At 60.5% G+C, this 21933-nt stretch carries 22 protein-coding genes; 10 read left to right on the top strand and 12 right to left on the bottom strand.

Annotated features, from left to right (window positions below):
* Window positions 1-121: 121 nt before the first annotated feature.
* Window positions 122-2896, bottom strand: a complete 2775-nt coding sequence (gene polA, locus HKK52_RS20200; RefSeq protein ID WP_169372287.1) for a DNA polymerase I — start codon at window positions 2894-2896, stop codon at window positions 122-124.
* Between the two features lie 74 nt (window positions 2897-2970).
* Between polA and HKK52_RS20195 the strand changes: the two genes are divergently transcribed.
* Window positions 2971-3261 (top strand): DUF2782 domain-containing protein, encoded by a 291-nt coding sequence (locus tag HKK52_RS20195; protein WP_169372286.1) that lies wholly within the window; start codon window positions 2971-2973, stop codon window positions 3259-3261.
* A 60-nt stretch (window positions 3262-3321) separates the two neighbouring features.
* Complete coding sequence (locus HKK52_RS20190) at window positions 3322-4272, top strand: homoserine kinase (RefSeq protein ID WP_169372285.1); 951 nt, start codon at window positions 3322-3324, stop codon at window positions 4270-4272.
* A gap of 114 nt (window positions 4273-4386) precedes the next feature.
* Here the strand turns inward: HKK52_RS20190 and znuA are convergent, their stop codons facing one another.
* Window positions 4387-5307, bottom strand: a complete 921-nt coding sequence (gene znuA, locus HKK52_RS20185; RefSeq protein ID WP_169372284.1) for a zinc ABC transporter substrate-binding protein ZnuA — start codon at window positions 5305-5307, stop codon at window positions 4387-4389.
* Window positions 5308-5373: 66 nt separating this feature from the next.
* On the opposite strand from znuA, the gene zur reads away from it, so the two are divergent.
* Genes zur through HKK52_RS20165 form a run of 4 tightly spaced genes read left to right on the top strand, consistent with a single transcriptional unit; the run spans window position 5374 to window position 8176 of the window.
* Window positions 5374-5856 carry a zinc uptake transcriptional repressor Zur gene (gene zur / locus HKK52_RS20180; RefSeq protein ID WP_169372283.1) on the top strand — a complete coding sequence of 161 codons (483 nt, stop codon included), beginning with the start codon at window positions 5374-5376 and terminating at the stop codon, window positions 5854-5856.
* On the top strand, window positions 5856-6641 hold the full coding sequence (gene znuC / locus HKK52_RS20175) for a zinc ABC transporter ATP-binding protein ZnuC (protein ID WP_169372282.1): 786 nt from the start codon (window positions 5856-5858) through the stop codon (window positions 6639-6641). The genes zur and znuC overlap by 1 nt, the downstream gene beginning before the upstream one ends.
* Complete coding sequence (gene znuB / locus HKK52_RS20170) at window positions 6634-7422, top strand: zinc ABC transporter permease subunit ZnuB (RefSeq protein ID WP_054047998.1); 789 nt, start codon at window positions 6634-6636, stop codon at window positions 7420-7422. Before znuC ends, znuB begins: the two co-directional genes overlap by 8 nt.
* 37 nt (window positions 7423-7459) lie before the next feature.
* Entirely contained in the window at window positions 7460-8176 is a 717-nt protein-coding gene (locus tag HKK52_RS20165; protein WP_169372281.1) for a PA5502 family lipoprotein, read from the top strand.
* 114 nt (window positions 8177-8290) lie between these two features.
* On the opposite strand, the gene katE is transcribed toward HKK52_RS20165, so the two are convergent.
* Window positions 8291-10429, bottom strand: coding sequence for a catalase HPII (gene katE, locus HKK52_RS20160; RefSeq protein WP_169372280.1), 2139 nt, complete (start codon window positions 10427-10429; stop codon window positions 8291-8293).
* A gap of 264 nt (window positions 10430-10693) precedes the next feature.
* Here katE and HKK52_RS20155 point away from each other — a divergent pair, with 264 nt between their 5' ends.
* The 3 genes from HKK52_RS20155 (at window position 10694) to HKK52_RS20145 (ending at window position 13223) form a co-directional block, all read left to right on the top strand.
* Complete coding sequence (locus HKK52_RS20155; RefSeq protein ID WP_169372279.1) at window positions 10694-11701, top strand: methionine ABC transporter ATP-binding protein; 1008 nt, start codon at window positions 10694-10696, stop codon at window positions 11699-11701.
* Window positions 11701-12375 (top strand): methionine ABC transporter permease, encoded by a 675-nt coding sequence (locus tag HKK52_RS20150; protein WP_169372278.1) that lies wholly within the window; start codon window positions 11701-11703, stop codon window positions 12373-12375. The genes HKK52_RS20155 and HKK52_RS20150 overlap by 1 nt, the downstream gene beginning before the upstream one ends.
* Window positions 12376-12452: 77 nt before the next feature.
* Window positions 12453-13223 carry a MetQ/NlpA family ABC transporter substrate-binding protein gene (locus HKK52_RS20145; RefSeq protein ID WP_169372277.1) on the top strand — a complete coding sequence of 257 codons (771 nt, stop codon included), beginning with the start codon at window positions 12453-12455 and terminating at the stop codon, window positions 13221-13223.
* 114 nt (window positions 13224-13337) lie between these two features.
* Here the strand turns inward: HKK52_RS20145 and HKK52_RS20140 are convergent, their stop codons facing one another.
* The 5 genes from HKK52_RS20140 to HKK52_RS20120 are packed head-to-tail and all read right to left on the bottom strand — an operon-like array spanning window position 13338 to window position 17246.
* Complete coding sequence (locus HKK52_RS20140; RefSeq protein WP_169372276.1) at window positions 13338-13973, bottom strand: SCO family protein; 636 nt, start codon at window positions 13971-13973, stop codon at window positions 13338-13340.
* Window positions 13970-14869, bottom strand: coding sequence for a heme o synthase (gene cyoE / locus HKK52_RS20135; protein WP_169372275.1), 900 nt, complete (start codon window positions 14867-14869; stop codon window positions 13970-13972). Before cyoE ends, HKK52_RS20140 begins: the two co-directional genes overlap by 4 nt.
* Window positions 14857-15936, bottom strand: a complete 1080-nt coding sequence (locus HKK52_RS20130; protein ID WP_123408482.1) for a COX15/CtaA family protein — start codon at window positions 15934-15936, stop codon at window positions 14857-14859. The genes cyoE and HKK52_RS20130 overlap by 13 nt, the downstream gene beginning before the upstream one ends.
* 10 nt (window positions 15937-15946) lie before the next feature.
* Window positions 15947-16540 carry a hypothetical protein gene (locus HKK52_RS20125; RefSeq protein ID WP_169372274.1) on the bottom strand — a complete coding sequence of 198 codons (594 nt, stop codon included), beginning with the start codon at window positions 16538-16540 and terminating at the stop codon, window positions 15947-15949.
* Window positions 16506-17246: an SURF1 family protein gene (locus HKK52_RS20120; RefSeq protein WP_169372273.1), complete on the bottom strand. Its 741-nt coding sequence runs from the start codon at window positions 17244-17246 to the stop codon at window positions 16506-16508. Before HKK52_RS20120 ends, HKK52_RS20125 begins: the two co-directional genes overlap by 35 nt.
* Window positions 17247-17316: 70 nt before the next feature.
* Here HKK52_RS20120 and HKK52_RS20115 point away from each other — a divergent pair, with 70 nt between their 5' ends.
* Window positions 17317-17520 carry a twin transmembrane helix small protein gene (locus HKK52_RS20115; RefSeq protein WP_133835164.1) on the top strand — a complete coding sequence of 68 codons (204 nt, stop codon included), beginning with the start codon at window positions 17317-17319 and terminating at the stop codon, window positions 17518-17520.
* Window positions 17521-17524: 4 nt separating this feature from the next.
* On the opposite strand, the gene HKK52_RS20110 is transcribed toward HKK52_RS20115, so the two are convergent.
* From HKK52_RS20110 to coxB, 4 genes are all read right to left on the bottom strand, one after another.
* Window positions 17525-18412 carry a cytochrome c oxidase subunit 3 gene (locus tag HKK52_RS20110; RefSeq protein ID WP_169372272.1) on the bottom strand — a complete coding sequence of 296 codons (888 nt, stop codon included), beginning with the start codon at window positions 18410-18412 and terminating at the stop codon, window positions 17525-17527.
* 25 nt (window positions 18413-18437) lie between these two features.
* The gene (locus HKK52_RS20105) at window positions 18438-18989 is read right to left on the bottom strand and encodes a cytochrome c oxidase assembly protein (protein ID WP_169372271.1); all 552 of its coding nucleotides are present in this window, start codon (window positions 18987-18989) and stop codon (window positions 18438-18440) included.
* A 27-nt stretch (window positions 18990-19016) separates the two neighbouring features.
* On the bottom strand, window positions 19017-20606 hold the full coding sequence (gene ctaD / locus HKK52_RS20100) for a cytochrome c oxidase subunit I (RefSeq protein WP_169372270.1): 1590 nt from the start codon (window positions 20604-20606) through the stop codon (window positions 19017-19019).
* An 82-nt stretch (window positions 20607-20688) separates the two neighbouring features.
* On the bottom strand, window positions 20689-21816 hold the full coding sequence (coxB, locus tag HKK52_RS20095; RefSeq protein WP_169372269.1) for a cytochrome c oxidase subunit II: 1128 nt from the start codon (window positions 21814-21816) through the stop codon (window positions 20689-20691).
* Window positions 21817-21933 lie beyond the last annotated feature (117 nt).

Below are 21933 nucleotides of genomic sequence, written 5' to 3'. Positions count from 1 at the left end.
GATTAGTTCAGAAATTTTTCAAATGCCTTTGGAATAACCCGACGCATTTTTCGAACTAAGCGCCCCTCGAGCCCTGTCTGCCGCGGCACTATGCCGCGGCAGAAAGCCCTCTACCGACGGCTTAGTGCGCCTCGTCCCAGTTATTGCCTACGCCAACTTCGACCAGAAGCGGCACATCGAGCTTCACGGCGTTGCTCATGTGCGCGCGAATTTCTTCACGCACCTGGTCGACCAGGTCCTCACGCACCTCAAGCACCAATTCATCGTGTACCTGCAGGATGACTTTGGCGTCCAGGCCTGACGACGTCAGCCAGTTATCCACTGCCACCATGGCTTTCTTGATGATGTCGGCCGCAGTGCCTTGCATCGGGGCGTTGATCGCCGTGCGCTCGGCGCCTTTGCGCAGTGCCGGATTCTTCGCGTTGATCTCCGGCAGGTACAGGCGACGACCGAAGATGGTTTCGACGAAGCCTTGTTCGGCAGCCTGGGTTCGGGTGCGTTCCATGTACTGGAGAACGCCAGGGTAGCGGGCGAAGTAGCGATCGATGTACGCCTGGGATTGCTTGCGATCGACGCCGATCTGCTTGGCCAGGCCAAACGCGCTCATGCCGTAGATCAGGCCGAAGTTGATCGCCTTGGCGCTGCGTCGCTGATCGGTGGTGACCTCTGCCAATTCAACCCCGAAGACTTCCGCCGCCGTGGCCTTGTGCACGTCCAGGTCGTTGCGGAAGGCGTGCAGCAACCCTTCGTCCTTGGCCAGGTGGGCCATGATCCGCAGTTCGATCTGCGAGTAATCCGCCGCCAGCAGTTTGTAGCCTTTTGGCGCGACGAATGCCTGACGAATCCGCCGGCCTTCCGCGGTGCGGATCGGGATGTTCTGCAGGTTTGGATCGCTGGAGGACAAACGACCGGTAGCCGCGACAGCCTGATGATAAGAGGTGTGTATCCGCCCGGTGCGCGGGTTGATCTGCTCCGGCAGGCGGTCGGTGTAGGTGCTTTTCAGTTTGCTCATCGAGCGGTATTGCATCAGCACCTTGGGCAGCGGGAAATCCTGCTCGGCCAGTTCCGCCAGCACGGCTTCGGCGGTCGAGGCCTGGCCCTTGGCGGTTTTGCTGAGGATCGGCAGGCCGAGCTTTTCGTACAGGATCGCGCCCAATTGCTTCGGCGACCCGAGGTTGAATTCTTCGCCGGCGATGGCGTACGCCTCACGCTCCAGCTCGACCATTTTCGTGCCCAACTCAATGCTCTGGATGCCCAGCAGGGCAGCGTCAACCAGTGCGCCCTGGCGTTCGATCCGTGCCAACACCGGCACCAGCGGCATTTCGATCTCGCTCAAGACCTTGCTCAGGCTCGGAATCGCATTGAGCTTGGCCTGCAAGGTTTGGTGCAGGCGCAGGGTCACGTCGGCGTCTTCGGCGGCGTAAGGCCCGGCCAGTTCCAGGGCAATCTGATCGAACGTCAGCTGCTTGGCACCCTTGCCGGCGATGTCGGTAAAACCGGTGGTGGTGTGATTCAGGTACTTGAGCGCCAGGCTGTCCATGTCGTGGCGGGTCGCGGTGGAATCGAGCACATAGGATTCGAGCATGGTGTCGAAGGCGATGCCTTGCACCGTGATGCCGCAGTTCTGGTCGCCACCGATGGCGCAGTTGGCCAGGATGTTCATGTCGAACTTGGCGTGCTGGCCGACCTTGAGCTTGCTCGGGTCTTCGAGGATCGGTTTCAGCGCGCGCAGAACGGTGTCGCGATCCAGCTGCTCCGGCGCGCCCATGTAGGAGTGGGTCAGCGGGATGTAGGCCGCTTCGTTGGCTTGCACGGCGAAGGACAGGCCCACAAGTTGCGCCCGCTGCGCGTCAATGCCGGTGGTTTCGGTATCGAAGGCGATCAGTTTGGCGTCGTTCAACTTCTTCAACCACAGATCGAAATCGGCCTGGGTGAGGATCGTCGTGTACTTGAGTTCAGCCGCAGCAGCGACCTCTTCTTCAGCCACTGGCGCAACCACTTCCTGGCCGGAACGCTTGGCATCGCGCTGGTTGTCTTCGAACCAGCTCTTGAATTCGAGCAAGGTGTAGAGCTCGGCGAGTTTGTCGTGGTCCGGCTGGCCCATTTGCAGGTCGTCGAGGCCGATGTCCAGCGGCACGTCGATCTTGATGGTTGCCAGGCGATAGGAGAGGAACGCCATCTCCTTGTGCTCTTCGAGCTTGGCCGGCAGGGTCTTGGCACCGCGAATCGGCAGGGTCGGCACGATGTCGAGTTGCGCGTACAGCTCGGTCAGGCCGCCGTTTACGCCGACCAACAAACCGGACGCGGTTTTCGGGCCGATGCCTGGAACGCCCGGGATGTTGTCGGACGAATCGCCCATCAGCGCCAGGTAATCGATGATCTGCTCGGGAGCGACGCCGAATTTCTCCTTCACGCCCTCCACGTCCATGCTGCTACCGGTCATGGTATTGACCAAGGTAATGTGCCCGTCGACCAGTTGCGCCATGTCCTTGTCGCCAGTGGAGATCACCACCGGGCGGTCGGCGGCCGCGCTGCTGCGGGCCAGGGTGCCGATCACGTCATCGGCCTCGACGCCTTCGACGCACAGCAACGGGAAGCCGAGGGCGATCACGCTCTGGTGCAGCGGCTCGATCTGCACGCGCATGTCGTCGGGCATGCTTGGGCGATTGGCCTTGTACTCGGCGAACATTTCGTCACGGAACGTCCCGCCCTTGGCGTCGAACACCACGGCGAACGGGCTCTCCGGGTACTGCTTGCGCAGACTCTTGAGCATGTTCAACACACCCTTGACCGCGCCGGTCGGCAGGCCTTTGGAAGTGGTCAGTGGTGGCAGCGCGTGAAAGGCGCGGTACAGGTAAGAAGAACCGTCCACCAGGACGAGGGGGGCTTGGCTCATGAGCAGGATCAACCTTTTCGGCGGGTCCGGCGCTAGAATAGCGGGACCGTTGACGACAAAGGGACAAGGTTATCATGCGCACACTAAATCGCCTGTTGCTGGCTGGGTTGTTTGCAACCGCTCCATTGGCCGTCATGGCGGCGGACGATGCGCCGACGCCGGAGCCGGAAGTCACGATCCGCACGGAAGGGGACAAGGTCATTCAGGAGTACCGGCAAAACGGTTTCCTGTATGCGATCAAGGTCACGCCCAAGGGCGCACCACCGTATTTTCTGGTGCGCGCGGACGGGACCGATGCAAACTTCATCCGCTCCGATCAGCCGGATATGCTGATTCCGTCGTGGAAGATCTTTGAGTGGAAGTAGTTTCTTAACTTTAATCGGCGCCGGCTCAATCGCGGCGCCCGAACTGAGCAGTTTTTAACCATGTCTGTGTTCACCCCCCTGGCTCGGCCCGAGCTGGAAACCTTTCTCGCCCCATACGGGCTCGGCCGCCTGCTCGATTTCCAGGGGATTGCCGCCGGTAGTGAAAACACCAATTTCTTTATCAGCCTGGAGCAGGGCGAGTTTGTCCTGACCCTGGTTGAACGCGGCCCGGTTCAGGAAATGCCGTTCTTCATCGAACTGCTCGACGTGTTGCACGACGCCGACCTGCCGGTGCCCTACGCGCTGCGCACCATTGACGGCGTGGCTTTACGTGAACTGGCCGGCAAACCGGCGCTGCTGCAACCGCGCCTGGCCGGCAAGCACATCAAGGAAGCCAACGCCCAGCATTGCTCTCAGGTCGGCGAGCTGCTCGGCCACCTGCATCTGGCGACTCAGGCCAACATGATAAAGCGCAAGACCGATCGTGGTCTGGACTGGATGCAGGAGGAGGGCACGCAGTTGCTCTCGCATTTGAACGCCGAGCAGAGCGATCTGCTGCAGCGGGCATTGGACGAAATCACTCAGCAGAAAACCAAAATTCTGGCGCTGCCGCGGGCCAACATCCACGCCGACCTGTTCCGCGATAACGCGATGTTCGAAGGCACGCACCTGACCGGGCTGATCGACTTCTACAACGCCTGTTCCGGACCGATGTTGTACGACGTGGCAATTGCCTTGAATGACTGGTGCTCGGACGAGCAAGGTGTGATCGACGGGCCGCGTGCCCGCGCCTTGTTGGGTGCTTATGCGGCACTGCGGCCATTCACGGCGGCGGAGGCCGAGTTGTGGCCGACCATGCTGCGCGTGGCGTGCGTGCGATTCTGGCTGTCGCGATTGATTGCCGCGGAATCGTTCGCCGGGCAGGACGTGTTGATTCACGATCCGATGGAGTTTCAGCAGCGCTTGGCGCAGCGGCAGAAGGTCAGCACACCGTTGCCTTTCGCCCTTTAAAAGCTTCGCGGGCAAGCCTCGCTCCTACAGGATATGGGTCGTTCGCGACGTTTTGAACGACAAAAATCCGTAGGAGCGAGGCTTGCCCGCGAATGGGCCGCCTCAAATGTCCGGTTACAACGACTCCAGACACCCCGCCAAATCATTCCCCAACTTCTCCAGCACCTGCGCATACCCCTGAGCGGTCGCCGGGGTATAGCCGCCCAACGCATCCAGTTCCGCCAGTTTCACCGGCAGACCGGCCACCAGGGTTTCCGCCAGCCGCGGGCGCAACGGCGGCTCGCTGAACACGCAGGTCTTGCCCACTTCCTGCAAACGCGTGCGCATCGCCGCGACATGCTGTGCACCCGGCTGCACTTCGGCGGCGACGCTGAATACACCGGTGTGCTTGAGACCGTAGGCATCTTCGAAGTAGTCGAACGCTTCGTGGAACACGAAGTACGGCTTACCGGCAATGCCTGCCAGCCGAGCCTTCAACCGCAAATCCAAAGCATCCAGACGTTCATCGAAGGCCTTGAGGTTGCTCTGATAGCGCGCCGCGTTGGCGGGATCGGCAGCACTCAGGTCAGCGGCCATTTTCGTGGCGATCACCCGAGCATTGACCGGCGACAACCACAAATGCGCGTCCAGGGTGCCTGGACGGTGATCGTGGTCATGTTCGTCGGCATCTTCGGCGTGCGACTGACTATCTTCGGCGAAATGGCGCAGTTTCAGGTCAGGCAAATCCTGCACGGCCACGGTCGGCAATGTGCGACCTTTCAGCACGCGGGGCAGGAAACCTTCCATATCCGGACCAATCCAGTACACCAGATCCACCGACTGCACCTTCCGTACGTCGGAAGGGCGCAATGCATAGTTATGCGGCGATGCACCCGGTGGCAGCAACACTTCCGGAATCGCTACACCGTCCTGCACCGCTGCGGCGATCAGCTGTAGCGGCTTGATACTGGTCAGCACTTTGACTTCGGCCTGGGCCGAACCGATCAGCAGGAAACTGGCGAAAAATGCGATGAAGATAGAAAAAAGTCGGGACACGATGACCACTCGAAGAGGCGAGAACGGGTAACATAATAACGTCTCTCACAAAATGCGTCGCCGCTCATGCCTAAAACACCGATTGCCAGCCGTCCCCACGACCACTCTCATTGCGTCCATAGCGCATTGTCCGAGGCCGATACCCTGTGTGCGCGTCAAGGCTTGCGCCTGACCGCCCTGCGTCGGCGGGTGCTGGAACTGGTGTGGCAAAGCCATAAGCCGCTGGGTGCCTACGACATCCTGGCGGTGCTCAGCGAGCAGGACGGTCGCCGCGCCGCGCCGCCGACCGTGTACCGCGCGCTGGATTTCCTCCTGGAAAACGGCCTCGTGCACCGCATCTCCTCGCTGAACGCCTTCGTTGGCTGCAATCATCCGGGACATGCGCACCAGGGCCAGTTCCTGATTTGCCGCGAATGCCACGCCGCCATCGAGCTTGAGCAGAAATCCATCAGCGACGCGATTGTCAGCAGCGCTAAAGACGTCGGCTTTATCGTCGAAGCCCAGACCGTTGAAGTGATTGGTCTTTGCTCGGGTTGCCAGGGGGCTTGATGAGCAATGCGTTGATCCGTCTCGAACAGGTCGCCGTCACGTTTGCCGGGCAAAACGTGCTGGAAAATATCGATCTGAGTGTCGAACCGGGGCAGATCGTCACCCTGATCGGCCCTAATGGCGCGGGTAAAACCACGTTGGTGCGCGCCGTGCTCGGCCTGTTGAAGCCGGACAGCGGTAGCGTCTGGCGCAAGCCGAAATTGCGCGTTGGCTACATGCCGCAAAAACTTCACGTCGATCCGACCCTGCCGCTGTCAGTGCTGCGCTTCTTGCGCCTGGTGCCCGGTGTGGACCGTGCGCGGGCGTTGGCGGCACTCAAGGAAGTCGGCGCCGAACAGGTGATCGACAGCCCGGTGCAAAGTGTTTCCGGTGGCGAAATGCAACGCGTGCTGCTGGCCCGGGCGTTGTTACGCGAGCCTGAATTGTTGGTGCTCGATGAGCCGGTGCAAGGCGTCGACGTAGCCGGTCAGGCCGAGCTGTACAGTCTGATCACCCGCCTGCGGGACCGTCACGGTTGCGGCGTGTTGATGGTTTCCCACGATTTGCACCTGGTGATGAGCACCACCGACCAGGTGGTGTGCCTGAATCGCCATGTCTGCTGCTCCGGGCATCCGGAACATGTCAGTGGCGATCCTGCTTTCGTCGAGCTGTTCGGCAAGAACGCCCAAAGCCTGGCGATTTATCACCACCATCACGACCACGCCCATGACCTGCATGGCGCGGTGGTCAGCGCGGCCCCGTCGGCCCAACCTCACGTTCATGGAGATAGCTGCAAGCATGGCTGATTTTCTGCTCTACGCCCTGCTTGCAGGTCTGGCCCTGGCCTTGGTCGCGGGCCCGCTGGGTTCATTCGTGGTCTGGCGCCGCATGGCTTATTTTGGCGACACCCTGTCCCACGCGGCGTTGCTCGGCGTGGCGCTGGGCTTCCTGCTGGATGTCAGCCCTACAGTGGCCGTCACCGTTGGTTGCCTGCTTCTGGCGGTGTTGCTGGTGACTTTGCAACAGCGCCAACCGCTGGCGTCCGATACCCTTTTGGGAATTCTCGCACCGAGCACGCTCTCGTTGGGCCTGGTGGTACTAAGCTTCATGCACGAAGTACGGATCGACCTGATGGCCTATCTGTTCGGCGATCTGCTGGCGATCAGTCCGACCGACCTGGCCTGGATCCTCGGCGGTAGCGCGGCGGTACTGGCGTTGCTGGTGACGTTGTGGCGGCCATTGCTGGCAATCACCGTGCACGAAGAATTGGCCACGGTGGAAGGTTTGCCGGTAGCGGCATTGCGCCTGACGTTGATGTTGCTGATCGCCGTCGTGATTGCCGTGGCGATGAAAATCGTCGGTGTATTGCTGATTACGTCACTGTTGATCATCCCGGCGGCTGCGGCACAACGTCACGCCCGCTCGCCGGAGCAAATGGCACTGGGCGCGAGCCTGCTGGGCATGCTCGCGGTGTGTGGCGGCTTGGCGTTGTCGTGGTTCAAGGACACCCCGGCGGGCCCATCGATTGTGGTGACGGCCGCCGCGCTGTTTCTGCTGAGTTTTGTCCTGCCCCGTCGAGGGGTGTAGACTTGCTCGTTTTTTGCGCAAATAGAGAGTCGCAGGAATGAAGCCGTTCGCCTCCCGTTATCTGCTCCTTGTCGCATTTTCTCTGCTACTGGGCGCTTGCCAAAGCACGCCACCGACGGCCCCCGAGGTCCCCGATGGACGGGCCGCGGCCATCGCACAGCTGGAACAAAACCTGGCCAGCAGCGAACTGGCTACCGCCGAAGATCAGCTGGCTACCTTGCAGGCTCAATCGCCCGACGACCCAAGCCTTGTGCAATACCAACGGCAACTGGCCGAAGCCTATCTGCAACGTAGCCAGATCGTCCTGCAAAAAGGTGACGTCAACGCTGCCGCGACGGCCCTGAGCCGTGCCCGGGCGTTGATGCCCAAGGCCCCGGCGCTGACCGGCGGCGTGAACAATGCCATCGTCAATGCACGCAAGGCCGAGCTGGACAGGGCCGAAGCGGCGCTCATGGCGGCGGAGGCCAAGCCGAAAGCGAAAGTGATCGATCCGACGGCTGAAAGCACGACGGTTGCGTTGAATCTCACCGATATGGGCAAACTTCGCCGCCAACTGGATGCGATCGCCGCTGACGTGGTGAATTATGAATGTGCCGTGAGCATTCAGGCGCCGCGCACCCAGGATTACCCTTGGTTGGCAACGCTGCTGACCAAGCGAGTGAAGAAGCTGGATTCCGAGTTCGAATTGAAGATTGAAAAGCAGATCTTGCGCAATATTCCGGCGCAGATGGTTTTGAGTCCGCGTAAGCCCTGAAAAGCTTCGCGGGCAAGCCTCGCTCCTACAGGTTTCGTGTCATTCAGAACACCACACGAACCCTGTAGGAGCGAGGCTTGCCCGCGAAGGCGTTCTCACTCGCAATGCATCTCTTTAGGCCGGAATCGCCTTGGCCTTAGGCTCCCGATCCCAAACCCGGTGCTGGCCGATCGCCGCGAAGAATGGCTTGATCAACTTCGCATCCGCGCCAACCACCAGTCCCGCATCCACTTCCAGCTTCAACACATCCAGCAACTGCTTGGCCTCGCCATGCAGCGCAATTGCCTTCAAGTGCTTGTACGCCTCGAGCAAGTAATGCAGCGCCACGCCATCGGTGCTCAACGCCTTGATCGACGCCGCGCCACCCGGCACGAACACCGCGTCGAAGGCCACGGACGGCAACCCTTCCATCGACGCATCCACCGGCAACGATTTACCATCGGCGGTGGTCACCGGTGCGGACGTCGGGCCAAGCAGTTTCGCATGAGCCCCCTCTGCGGCCAATGCCTTCTTCATTGCGTCAATCGCTGCACCATCGACGCCGTTGGCCGCAAGGATCGCGACTTTCCGCGTTTTGATGTTCTCTGGCAGCAAGTTGGCCTGGCTCAGGGCTGGCGAGCGATCCAGCGAGATTTTCGGCACGTCCACCGTGCCGGCCTTAGGTGCCGGAAGACCAAGGTTCTGCGCCACACGCTTGGCCAATTCCAGGTCGATATTGGCCAGGATCTCGTTGACCTGACGTTCACGAATCCACAACCGATCAACCTTGCCCAGCTCAAAGCTGTAGGCCGAGATGATGTGTTCCTGCTCATGCTTGCTCATGCTGTGGAAGAACAAGCGAGCCTGGGAAAAGTGATCACCGAACGACTCACTGCGCTGACGAATCTTGTTCGCGTCAATGCGTTCCGGATACGTCTCGAAACCGCCGTCCTGCGCGGCCGGAGGGGTTTCTTTCGGCCAGCCACCGTCAATCGAATTCGGCTCGTAGGACGCGCGGCCCTTATCGATGGTCATGCGGTGCAAGCCATCGCGCTGGCCGTTGTGGAACGGCGCAACCGGACGATTGATCGGGATCTCATGAAAGTTCGGCCCACCGAGTCGGCTGATCTGCGTATCGGTGTAGGAAAACAGCCGACCTTGCAGCAGCGGATCGTTGGAGAAATCGATCCCCGGCACGATATGCCCGGGGCAGAACGCAACCTGTTCGGTTTCGGCGAAGAAATTGTCCGGGTTGCGGTTGAGGGTCATTTTGCCTAACGGCGTGATCGGAACGATTTCCTCGGGAATGATCTTGGTCGGATCCAGCAGGTCGAAATCGAAGTCGTGCTCGTTTTCTTCCTCGACGATCTGTACGCCCAATTCCCATTCCGGGTAGTCCCCGATCTCGATCGACTCCCAGAGATCGCGACGGTGGTAGTCAGTATCTTTGCCGGCGAGCTTCTGCGCCTCATCCCACACCAGCGAGCAAGTACCGGCGGTAGGGCGCCAGTGGAATTTGACGAAGCGCGATTTGCCCTCGGCATTCACCAGGCGGAACGTATGCACGCCGAAGCCCTGCATGCTGCGCAGGCTTTTCGGGATCGCCCGGTCGGACATCGCCCAAATGACCATGTGCGCCGATTCGGGTTGCAGCGAAACGAAGTCCCAGAACGTGTCATGGGCCGAACCACCGGTAGGAATGTCGTTGTGCGGCTCGGGTTTGACCGCGTGGACGAAGTCGGGAAACTTGATCGCGTCCTGAATGAAGAACACCGGCATGTTGTTGCCCACCAGGTCGAAGTTGCCTTCGTCGGTGAAAAACTTCACGGCAAAACCTCGTACGTCGCGCACGGTATCGCCTGACCCGCGCGGGCCTTGTACCGTGGAAAAGCGCACGAAAACCGGGGTTTTCTGCCCTGGGTCTTGTAGGAATCCGGCCTTGGTCAGTACCGAATGATTTTCGTAGGTCTGGAAGAAACCATGGGCGCCGGTGCCACGGGCGTGGACGATGCGCTCCGGGATGCGCTCATGGTCAAAGTGCGTGATTTTTTCACGCATGATGAAGTCTTCCAGCAGCGACGGCCCGCGAGCACCCACTTTCAAGGTGTTCTGGTTATCCGAGACTTTCACGCCCTGGTTGGTGCGCAGGGCCTGTTCGGTGGCGTCGGAGCGAAACTTCTCCAGGCTGTCGAGCTTGGCGTTGGTGTTGCCGCGGTCCAGGGTATCGGTCCCGGCCAGTGCGCTTTTAGGTGCGGCAGGCTTTTTAGTACTCATCAGTCGTAAACTCCTCGTGGCGATTCCTGCCTTAGCCAGGACGCTTATGCATTCCCCTGGCACGGCACCGGGGGTGTTTTCGAGTTGCCTTATTAGTGACTGATGGGATTTTTTGCCGTTCCTTTTTTATGACCTTTGATCGCGTTATTGCCAAATGAAAGGTTGAATGCCGAATAAATGCTAATAACCTCTATACGGACAGGCTAAAATGCGCGCCCGGCTAACCGCTGATCCCATTCCAACGCGCCCCACAAGGTTCGCTACGTGATCGAGTTTCAAAACGTCCACAAGACTTACCGCGTCGCCGGTAAGGATATTCCCGCCCTGCATCCGACCAGTCTGACGATTGATAACGGTCAGGTCTTCGGTCTGATCGGTCATTCCGGCGCGGGAAAAAGTACCCTGCTACGTCTGATCAATCGCCTGGAAGAGTCCAGCGGCGGCAAGATTTTCGTCGATGGCGAAGAAGTCACCGCGCTCGATCCCAATAGCCTGCGGCGCTTTCGCCAGCAAGTCGGGATGATTTTCCAGCACTTCAACCTTTTGGCGTCCAAGACCGTAGCCGACAACGTCGCGTTGCCGCTGACCCTGGCCGGTGAACTGTCCCGCAGCGATATCGACCGGCGTGTGGCCGAGTTGCTCAAGCGTGTCGGCCTGTCCGACCACGCCAAGAAATACCCGGCGCAGTTGTCCGGTGGCCAGAAGCAGCGCGTCGGCATCGCCCGCGCCCTGGCGACCAAGCCGAAAATCCTGCTGTGCGACGAAGCCACCAGCGCCCTGGACCCGCAGACCACCGCGTCGGTCCTGCAATTGCTGGCCGAGATCAACCGTGAGCTGAAACTGACCATCGTCCTGATCACCCACGAGATGGACGTGATTCGTCGGGTCTGCGACCAGGTGGCGGTGATGGATGCCGGCGTGATCGTCGAGCAAGGTTCGGTCGCCGATGTATTCCTGCATCCCAAGCACCCGACCACCAAGCGCTTCGTGCAGGAAAGCGAGCAGATCGACGAAAGCGAACAGCGCGACGACTTCGCTCACGTGCCGGGCCGTATCGTGCGTCTGACCTTCCAGGGCGAAGCGACCTACGCGCCGTTGCTGGGTACCGTCGCTCGGGAAACCGGTGTGGACTACAGCATCCTCGCTGGTCGTATCGACCGCATCAAAGACGTCCCTTACGGGCAACTGACCCTGGCCGTCACCGGCGGCGACATGGAGGCGGCGTTCGCCCTCTTCACCGCGGCTGACGTCCACATGGAGGTGCTGCGCTGATGGAAGCCTTGATGAGTTTCTTCGCCAATATCGACTGGTTCGAAATCTGGCTCGCTACCGGTGACACGCTGTTGATGCTCGGCGGATCGCTGTTGTTCACCATTTTGCTGGGCCTGCCGCTGGGCGTGTTGTTGTTCCTGTGCAGCCCGCGTCAGTTGCTGGAATCCCGGGGCGTCTACGCCGTGCTGTCGCTGGTGGTGAACATCCTGCGTTCGCTGCCGTTCATCATTCTGCTGATCGTGATGATCCCGTTCACGGTGCTGATCACCGGCACTTCGCTCGGCGTCGCGGGTGCAATCCCACCGCTGGTGGTAGGCGCCACGCCGTTCTTCGGCCGTCTGGTGGAAACCGCCCTGCGTGAAGTCGATCGCGGCATCATCGAAGCGACCCAGGCCATGGGCGCGACGACCCGCCAGATCATCACCAATGCCTTGCTGCCGGAAGCCCGCCCGGGCATCTTCGCGGCGATTACGGTGACGGCGATTACACTGGTGTCCTACACGGCGATGGCCGGTGTGGTCGGTGCCGGTGGTCTGGGTGACCTGGCAATCCGTTTCGGCTACCAGCGTTTCCAGACCGATGTGATGATCGTCACCGTGGTGCTGTTGCTGGTGCTGGTGCAGGTCCTGCAGATGGTTGGCGACAAACTGGTCGTACACTTTTCCAGAAAATAAATGGTTCACGTAACCAAGACATGAGCCGGCCATTCGCTGGCAGGCGCCACACGGGCGCCTCACAAGGAGTTAGCTGAATGAAAAAACTACTCGTTGCATTGGCTGCAGTCGCAGCGTTTTCCGCCCAGGCCGATGAACTGACCGTTGCCGCAACCCCAGTCCCGCATGCGGAGATTCTGGAGTTCGTTAAACCGGCCCTGGCCAAAGAAGGCGTGGACCTGAGGATCAAGGTCTTCACCGATTACATCCAGCCGAACGTGCAAGTTGCCGAGAAACGCCTGGACGCCAACTTCTTCCAGCACCAGCCGTACCTGGATGAGTTCAACAAGGCCAAGGGCACCAACCTGGTAGCCGTTGCCGGTGTGCACCTGGAACCGCTGGGCGCTTACTCCAGCAAGTACAAGGCGCTGACTGAACTGCCTGGCGGCGCCAACGTGGTAATCCCGAACGACGCCACCAACGGCGGCCGTGCGCTGTTGCTGCTGGCGAAGGCTGGCCTGATCAAGTTGAAGGAACCGAACAACATCCTCTCGACCATCAAGGACATCACCGAAAACACCAAAGACCTGAAATTCCGCGAACTGGAAGCCGCGACCATCCCGCGTGTGTTGACCCAGGTCGATCTGGCGCTGATCAACACCAACTACGCGCTGGAAGCCAAGCTCGATCCGTCCAAGGATGCGCTGGTGATTGAAGGCAACGACTCGCCGTACGTGAACATCCTGGTCGCCCGTCCGGACGACAAGGACAGCGACGCGATGAAGAAACTGGTTGCTGCGCTGCACAGCCCGGAAGTGAAAGCGTTCATTCTCGAGAAGTACAAAGGCGCGGTATTGCCGGCGTTCTGATCTGACCCGCTACACGATCATACCGCTCACGCCGATCGTTCCCACGCAGAGCGTGGGAACGATCAGGTACAAAAAAACCGCAGCCTTGAGCTGCGGTTTTTTTTGCCTGCTTGATTACTGGCGCTTGAGCATCACCGGCAACTGCGCCACCAGTTTCGTGTTGTTCAGCGGCGCACGAATAAACCCGCGCTGCGTGCCATCCGGCCCGATCACCGCGAGGTTGCCGCTGTGATCAACGGTGTAGTTAGGCTTGCTGGTGTCCGCGGGGATAAACGGAATGCTCACGGCGTTGGCCAGTTTCTGGATGTCATCCACGCTCGACGCGGTCAGGCCCTGAAACTGCGGATCGAAGTAGCCCAGGTATTGCTTGAGCTGCTTGGGCGTGTCGCGGTTCGGGTCGACGCTGACCAGGATGATCTGCAACTTGGCCACCGCTTCCGGTGGCAGTTCGCTCTTGATCTGGCGCAGTTGGGCGAGGGTGGTCGGGCAGATGTCCGGGCAGAAGGTGTAGCCGAAGAACAGCAGGCTCCACTTGCCTTTCAGCTCGTTGACCGCCACCGGTTTACCGTCCACGTCGGTCATGGTCACGTCTGGCAGATTGCGGCTTTGCGGCAGCAGGATAATCCCGGCGTCGATCAGTGCCGTCGGGTCGCCCTGGCCTTTGCCGGACAGCACCTTGTTGACGGTCAGGCCCAGAACCAGCGCGATCAGGGCGACGAGGATGAAGACGGTTTTCTGAGTTCGAGTCATAGGTTCAACAGTAAGTAGTGGTCTACGAGCAGGGCGATAAACAGCAGGAACAAGTACCAGATAGAGTACTTGAACGTGTTGATCGCCGCGTGCGGCCGAGTGCCACGGTACAGCACCACGGCCCATTGCAGAAACCTCGCGCCCAGTCCCAGGGCACAAACCAGGTAGAGCACGCCGCTCATGTGGATCACATAAGGCATCAGGCTGACCGCCAGCAGCGCGAAGGTGTAAAGCAGGATGTGGATTTTGGTGTAGTGCTCGCCATGGGTCACCGGCAGCATCGGGATGTCAGCCTTGGCGTATTCCTCTTTGCGGTGAATGGCCAGGGCCCAGAAGTGCGGCGGGGTCCAGGCGAAGATGATCAGCACCAGCAGCAACGGTTCGGCGCTGACGTGACCGGTAGCCGCGACCCAGCCGAGCAGCGGCGGCGCGGCGCCGGCGAGGCCGCCAATGACGATGTTCTGCGGCGTCGCACGTTTGAGGAAACCGGTGTAGACCACGGCGTAACCGAGCAGGGAGGCGAGGGTCAGCCACGCCGTCAGCGGGTTGGTGAAGGCCAGCAACACGGCTTGGCCCAATACGGCGAGCACCAGAGCAAAGGTCAGCGCCGCCCTCGGTGACACCCGGCCTTCAGCCAGTGGCCGCTTGTGCGTGCGGGCCATCACCGCATCGATCCGCCGGTCCACCACATGATTGACCGCCGCCGCGCCCCCGGCACACAACGCGATCCCCAGGTTGCCGAACACCAGCACCGTCCACGGCACCCCCGCGCGGGTCGCGAGGAACATGCCGACCAAGGACGTGATGAGCATCAGCACCACCACTTTGGGCTTGGTCAGCTCCAGATAATCGCGCCAGATCGCTTGGCTGTGACGCTCGCCAATCAGAACCGCCATGGCATTTCTCCTTTTATTGTTATGGGCCCGGCTGAATGTTTACGCGGGCTGAACCGCCAGCGCGCAGGAGCTTGTTGCTTGACCCGAACCAGACTGGTTCGCGCGTGATAATTGACCAGCACCATGGTCAGCAACAACGCCGCACCGCCAGCGTTGTGGGCGACAGCGATGGGGAGCGGCAGGTGAAACAGCACGTTGCTGATGCCGAGGGTGATTTGCGCGCCGAGGGCGATCAGCACCAGGCCCGCGAGGCGGGTCATGCCGACCACTTTCAATTGCCAGGCCAGGCCCAGTAGCACCAGCGTCACTAACAAGGCGCCGATGCGGTGAGTCAGGTGAATCGCCGTGCGGGCATCGCTGTCCAGTTGCCCGCCGAGGTAGTTCGGGCCGATGTGTTGGGTCAGGTGAAAGCCGTTGGCGAAATCGGCGGGTGGCAGCCATTGGCCGTGACAGGTCGGGAAGTCGATGCACGCCACCGCCGCATAGTTGGAACTGACCCAGCCGCCGAGGGCGATTTGCAGGATCACAAGGAGCAAGCCTGCGGTTGCCCAGTACTGCAAACGCTTGGGCACGGTCAGCGCCGGCAATACGCCGGACAATCGCAAGGTCAGTAAAAACAGCAGGCTCAAGGTCGCAAAGCCGCCGAGCAAATGCCCGGTGACCACCTGCGGCCAGAGCTTGAGCGTCACCGTCCACATACCGAATGCCGCCTGAGCAAAGACGACAGCCAATAGAAACAGCGGCAACTTCACCGGTTGCCCAGGATGCCGCCGATGCACCCAGGCGCGACCGGCCAGCACCGAGATCAACAGCCCCAGGGTACCGGCGAAGTAGCGGTGGATCATCTCGTTCCAGCCCTTGTGGGCAACGACCGGTGTGTCAGGGAAATGCAATTCGGCATGGGCCAGTTGGGCTTCGCTTTTCGGCACGCTGATAAAGCCATAACAGCCCGGCCAGTCCGGGCAGCCGAGGCCAGCGTGGGTCAGGCGAGTATAGGCGCCGAGCAACACCACAATCAGTGCCAGCAAGGTGGCAAACAGCGCGAGGCGAAATCCAGGTTTGGCCATGACGATGCCCTTATCCGATGTTCGACAGTTTCAACAGGTGACGCAGGTCGTTGAGCAGGTCCTTACCCTTGACCGTCGGGTCGTAGCGCAGCACCAGATTGCCGTGGGGATCGATGATCCACAGTTGCGGCGCGGTCTTGTCGCCCGTCGTCTTGCTAAAAGTCGTGAGGTCCATGGGGTAGCGTTGCAGCTGCGGATACTCGTGGGTCAGCTTGGCTTCGTAGTCGCTGCTCAGCGGTTGCGCGGCGGCCAGTGCGTGGCTGGCACGAGACGCATCGCGACCGAGGCCGATCTGGATTTGCCGTGCCAGGTACACCAACTGCTGGCAATCCACCGAACAATCCTTGGGCGCGGTCACCAGCATCTGCCAGCGATCTTCCTGGGCCTGCACGCCGAGGTCGGCGCGGGTCTGGCCGTTGCCGATCAGTTCGCCGTGATAGCTGCGACCGTCCGGCACCCAGAAATTCAGTTTGTACATGCCGGTGGCAAGGATCATCGGACCGATCACCCCGAGCAGGATCAGCAGCAGCTGCAAACGACCCTTACGCCGACTCGCCGGGGTTTTCGCCTCAGACATGTTGGGTGGATTCATGGCCGCTCCCATGGTGTTTCTCCTTTGCGTTGTGCCAGCCGAGATAGATAAAAAGGCCGAGCAGGGCGATCGCCATGGCGAACCACTGCACGGCATAAGCGATGTGTTTCTCCGGCCCCATGGCCACCACCGGCCAGTCGGCCTGGTAGGACGCGGGGCCGGTTTCTTCACGTAATTCGTAGGCAAAGCCTTCACGGTTCAGTGTCGTCCAGAGTTTGGCGGGCTCGACGGCGGTGATGACCTGAGGCCAGGTTGTGGTGCTCGGATCAGCGTGCAGCTGGAAAGTCGCGCCGGGGGACACGTAGACCCAGGCATCAAGGCTCAATGCCTGAGTGGGCGTTTTGAATTGCGGCGGCGTGCGCCGGTCCGGCCACGGCAGCCAGCCGCGATTGACCAGCAGCCAAAGGCCGGTGGCCTGATCGTGAAACGGTTGCAGCAGCTCAACGCCAACCTTGCCGTCGCGCTGACGGTTATCCAGCAGCAGGCTGTGCTCGGCATCGAATTCACCGTGCAGACGCACCCGGCGAAAGGCTGGATCTTGTGTGTTCAGCAGCTCGGCACTGGCCATCGGCTCGGCCGCCCGGCGCTCGGCGTAGGTTTGCAGCAGCGCGCTTTTCTCCGCGCCCCGGCTCAACTGCCAGAACCCCAGTGACACCAGCAGCGGCAACAGAAACGCCACGACGATGGTTGGCACGACGCCCGGCCGAAAGCGCTTCATGACGTCGCCAGAAAGTCGGTGATCGCGATAGCTATACTCAACTGCATCGCCTTTCCCCCGGAGTCCCACCATGCTCAAAGCAGCCATCGTCCTGATGCTGATTGCCACGGTTGTCAGCCTGTTCAGCGGCCTGTTTTTTCTGGTCAAGGACGACAGCAGCTCGAACCGCCTGGTCATCGCCCTGAGTATTCGTGTGGCCCTGGCCGCGACCACCGTCGGCTTGATTGCCTGGGGGTTTTTCAGCGGCCAATTGGTTTCTCATGCGCCGTGGTAACGCCTCACAGCACGTAGACGAAAACGAACAATCCGATCCACACCACGTCCACGAAGTGCCAGTACCAACTCGCCGCTTCGAAGGCGAATTGGTGCTCGTTATCGAAGTGCCCGCGCATGATCCGCATCAGCATCACGAACAGGATGATGGTGCCGATGGTCACGTGGGCGCCGTGGAAGCCGGTGAGCATGAAGAACGTCGCGCCGTAAATGCCCGAGCCCAGGGTCAGGCCCAGTTCGTGGTAGGCGTGAATGTATTCTTCGGCCTGCAGGGCGAGGAAGCCGCAACCCAGCAACACGGTAATCGCCAGCCAGATTTTCAGCGCGCCGCGATGACCCTTTTTCAAGGCATGGTGGGCGATGGTCACGGTGACGCTGGAGCTGACCAGCAAAATGGTGTTGATCAGCGGCAGGCCCCAGGGGCTGATGACTTCCTTGGGTGGCGGAAAGAGTTTCGAATCGGGGTTGTTCAGCAGTGGCCAGACAAACTCGAAGTTCGGCCAAAGCATGTGGGCGATGCCTTTCGGACCTTCACCGCCGAGCGCCGGGCCGGACACGTGGCGCACATAAAACAGCGCACCGAAGAAGGCGATGAAGAACATCACCTCGGAGAAAATGAACCAGCTCATGCCCCAGCGGAACGAGCGATCCATCTGCGCGCTGTACAAGCCCTGGCGACTTTCCTTGATCACCGTGCCGAACCAGCCGAACAGCATGTACGCCAGTAGCAGGCCGCCGACGAAAAAGATCAGTGGGCCGTGGGATTCCGGGCGGGCGGCCTTGAGGTCGTTGAACCAGGTCGCCAGGCCGAACACCGTGACGAACATACCGACCGTGGCGATGATCGGCCATTTGCTCTGGGCCGGTACGTAATAGTGTTCATGAGTTGCCATTTATTGTTCTCCTTATCGGGCACGCTCAACCGCCAGTGTTTACAGCGACCGGTGGATGTCGGGCGGTGATATCGAACAGCGTGTAGGACAGCGTCAGGTGCTTCACATCCTTGGGCATGTCACGGTCAACGATGAAACGTACCGGCATCTCGATCCGTTGACCGGGCTGCAGCACTTGCTGGGTAAAGCAGAAACATTCGGTCTTGTGGAAATATGCCGCCGCAGCGCTGGGCGCGATACTCGGCACGGCCTGGGCGCTCATCGGGCGATCAGTCGGGTTGTGGGCGATGAAAATCATCTCGTTCACCGCCCCCGGGTTGGCCGTCAGTTCATCGCCCTTGGGATAGAAATCCCAGGACATATCCGCGGCATTGGTCGACAGGAACTGCACGCGAACCTGGCGCGAGGTATCGACCGTTTGCTCGCCCTCGTACTGCCCGGCGGTCTTGCCGTTGATGCCGAACGCCTTGCACATCACGTCGTAGATCGGCACCAGGGCAAAGCCGAATACAAACATGGCGACCACCACCATCAGCAGGCGGGTGACCAGCTTCTTCAACGAAATGGAGTCAGCCATGGCGGCGGCCCTCGAGGGCTATAGCGTTCATTTCACTTCCGGCGGCGTGGTGAACGTGTGATACGGCGCTGGTGACGGAATACTCCATTCCAGGCCTTCGGCCCCATCCCACGGTTTGGCCGGTGCAGGCGGGCCGCCGCGAATGGTTTTGATCACAATGAACAGGAAGAACAGCTGCGTGGTGCCGAACATGAACGCACCAATCGACGACACCATGTTGAAGTCGGCGAATTGCAGGTTGTAGTCCGGAATCCGTCGCGGCATACCCGCCAGGCCCACGAAGTGCATCGGGAAGAACGCCATGTTCATGCCGATGAACGAGAGCCAGAAGTGCAGCTTGCCGAGGGTTTCGTCGTACATGTGGCCGGTCCATTTCGGCAGCCAGTAGTAGGCCGAGGCGAAGATCCCGAAGATCGCCCCCGGCACCAGCACGTAATGGAAATGCGCGACCACGAAGTAGGTGTCCTGGTACTGGAAGTCCGCCGGGGCGATGGCCAGCATCAGCCCGGAGAAGCCGCCGATGGAGAACAGGATCACGAACGCCACCGCAAACAGCATCGGTGTCTCGAAGGTCAGCGAGCCTTGCCACATGGTGCTCGCCCAGTTGAACACCTTCACGCCCGTGGGCACCGCGATCAGCAGCGTCGCGTACATGAAGAACAACTCGCCCACCAGCGGAATGCCGACCACAAACATGTGGTGCGCCCAGACGATGAACGACAGGAACGCGATGCTCGCCGTGGCGTAGACCATCGAGGTGTAGCCGAACAGCGGTTTGCGCGAGAAGGTCGGGATGATCGAGCTGACGGCGCCGAAGGCCGGCAGGATCATGATGTACACCTCGGGGTGACCGAAGAACCAGAACACATGCTGGAACAGCACCGGATCACCGCCGCCGGCGGCACTGAAGAAACTGGTGCCGAAGTGGATGTCCATCAGCATCATCGTTACGCAACCCGCCAGTACCGGCATCACCGCGATCAGCAGGAACGCGGTGATCAGCCAGGTCCAGACGAACAGCGGCATTTTCATCAGCGTCATGCCGGGCGCGCGCAGGTTGAGGATGGTCGCGATCACGTTGATCGCGCCCATGATCGAACTGATCCCCATCAAGTGGATGGCGAAGATAAAGAAGGTCACGCTTTCCGGGGCATAGGTCGTGGACAGCGGGGCGTAGAAGGTCCAGCCGAAGTTCGGCCCGCCACCGGGGGTGAACAGGGTCGAGACCAGCAGGATGAACGCCGCCGGCAACAGCCAGAAGCTGAAGTTGTTCATCCGCGGCAGGGCCATGTCCGGCGCGCCGATCATCAACGGGATCATCCAGTTGGCGAGGCCGACGAAGGCCGGCATCACCGCACCGAACACCATCACCAGGCCATGCATGGTGGTCATCTGGTTAAAGAACGCGGGTTCGACGATTTGCAGGCCCGGCTGGAACAGCTCGGCGCGAATCACCATCGCGAACGAGCCACCCAGCAGGAACATGGAAAACGCGAACCACAGGTACAGCGTGCCGATGTCCTTGTGGTTGGTGGTCAGCACCCAACGCATCAGGCCTTTGGCGGGACCGTGGGCGTGATCGGTGGCATGACCATGGTCATCGATGACGGCGCTCATGGCGTGTCTCCTGCAAACAGATGGGCTGGGCAGGCCGGGGCGCGCTGCCCCGACCGGTTCCTTACGTGCGCAATAGACCGGGTCATTTGCTTTCCGCCTGTTTCAGCTCCAACACTTCTTTAGGAGTGACCATGTCGCCTTTGTTATTGCCCCAGGCGTTACGTTCGTAGGTCACGACCGCCGCGATATCGACTTCCGAGAGCTGCTTGCCGAACGCCGCCATGGCAGTGCCGGGCTTGCCGTGGAAGACAATGCTCAGGTGACCTTCTTTCGGTCCTGTAGCGATTTTCGAGCCTTTGAGTGCCGGGAACATTGGCGGCAGACCCTGGCCTTCGGCCTGGTGACAGGCCACGCAGGTGGTGTGGTAGATCTTGTCGCCGCGCTCCTTGAGCTCGTCGAGGGTCCATTCCTTGCTGGTCAGCTCTTTGAGCTGCAGGGCTTCAGCCTTGCGCTCGGCCAGCCACTTGTCGTAATCGGCTTTTTCCTTGACCTCGACCACGATCGGCATGAAGCCGTGATCCTTGCCGCACAACTCGGCGCACTGGCCACGGTAGAGGCCGGGCTTGTCGATGCGGGTCCAGGCTTCGTTGACGAACCCCGGAATCGCATCGCGCTTGACCGCGAAGGCCGGCACCCACCACGAGTGGATGACGTCGGCGGAGGTCACGAGGAAGCGCACCTTGGCGCCGATCGGCAGCACCAGCGGCTTGTCGACCTCGAGCAAGTAATGCTCGCCCTTGGCTTCCTTGTTGTGGATCTGGTCGGCGGGGGTGGCCAGGTTGCTGAAGAACTCGACGTCCTGGCCCAAATATTTGTAGTGCCACTTCCACTGATAACCGGTGATCTGGATATCGATATCCGGCTCACTGGCGTCGTACATCTTGATCAGGGTGGCGGTAGCGGGAACCGCCATGGCCACCAGGATGATGAAGGGCACGATGGTCCAGAGGATTTCGACGGTGGTGCTTTCATGAAATTTGGCGGCCACCTGCCCGGTCGAGCGGCGGTGGACCATCATCGACCAGAACATGGCGCCGAAGACGATGATGCCGATCACTACACAGATCCAGAAAATGGTCATGTGCAGGTCGAATACTGCGTGACTGATTTCAGTCGCTCCCGGCGCCATATTCACAGTCCAGGCCGCTTGTGCCTGGCTGAAAATTGACCACAACAGGAGGCCCATCCAGACGTGTGGATGTCGCATCATTGCGGGTTCCCCTTATCGTTCTTGTTATCCCGCCGGCTTTCACCTGCGGCAAGGGAGCGGCTTTTTCAGACTACGAACTTGAATCGCCGAGCCTTGCTGCATATGCAGTCGGGCGTC

This window comes from Pseudomonas sp. ADAK2 (assembly GCF_012935755.1).
Lineage (GTDB): Bacteria > Pseudomonadota > Gammaproteobacteria > Pseudomonadales > Pseudomonadaceae > Aquipseudomonas.
Note: the sequence above shows the minus strand (reverse complement) of the source record. Positions and strands in the feature narration are given on the sequence as shown.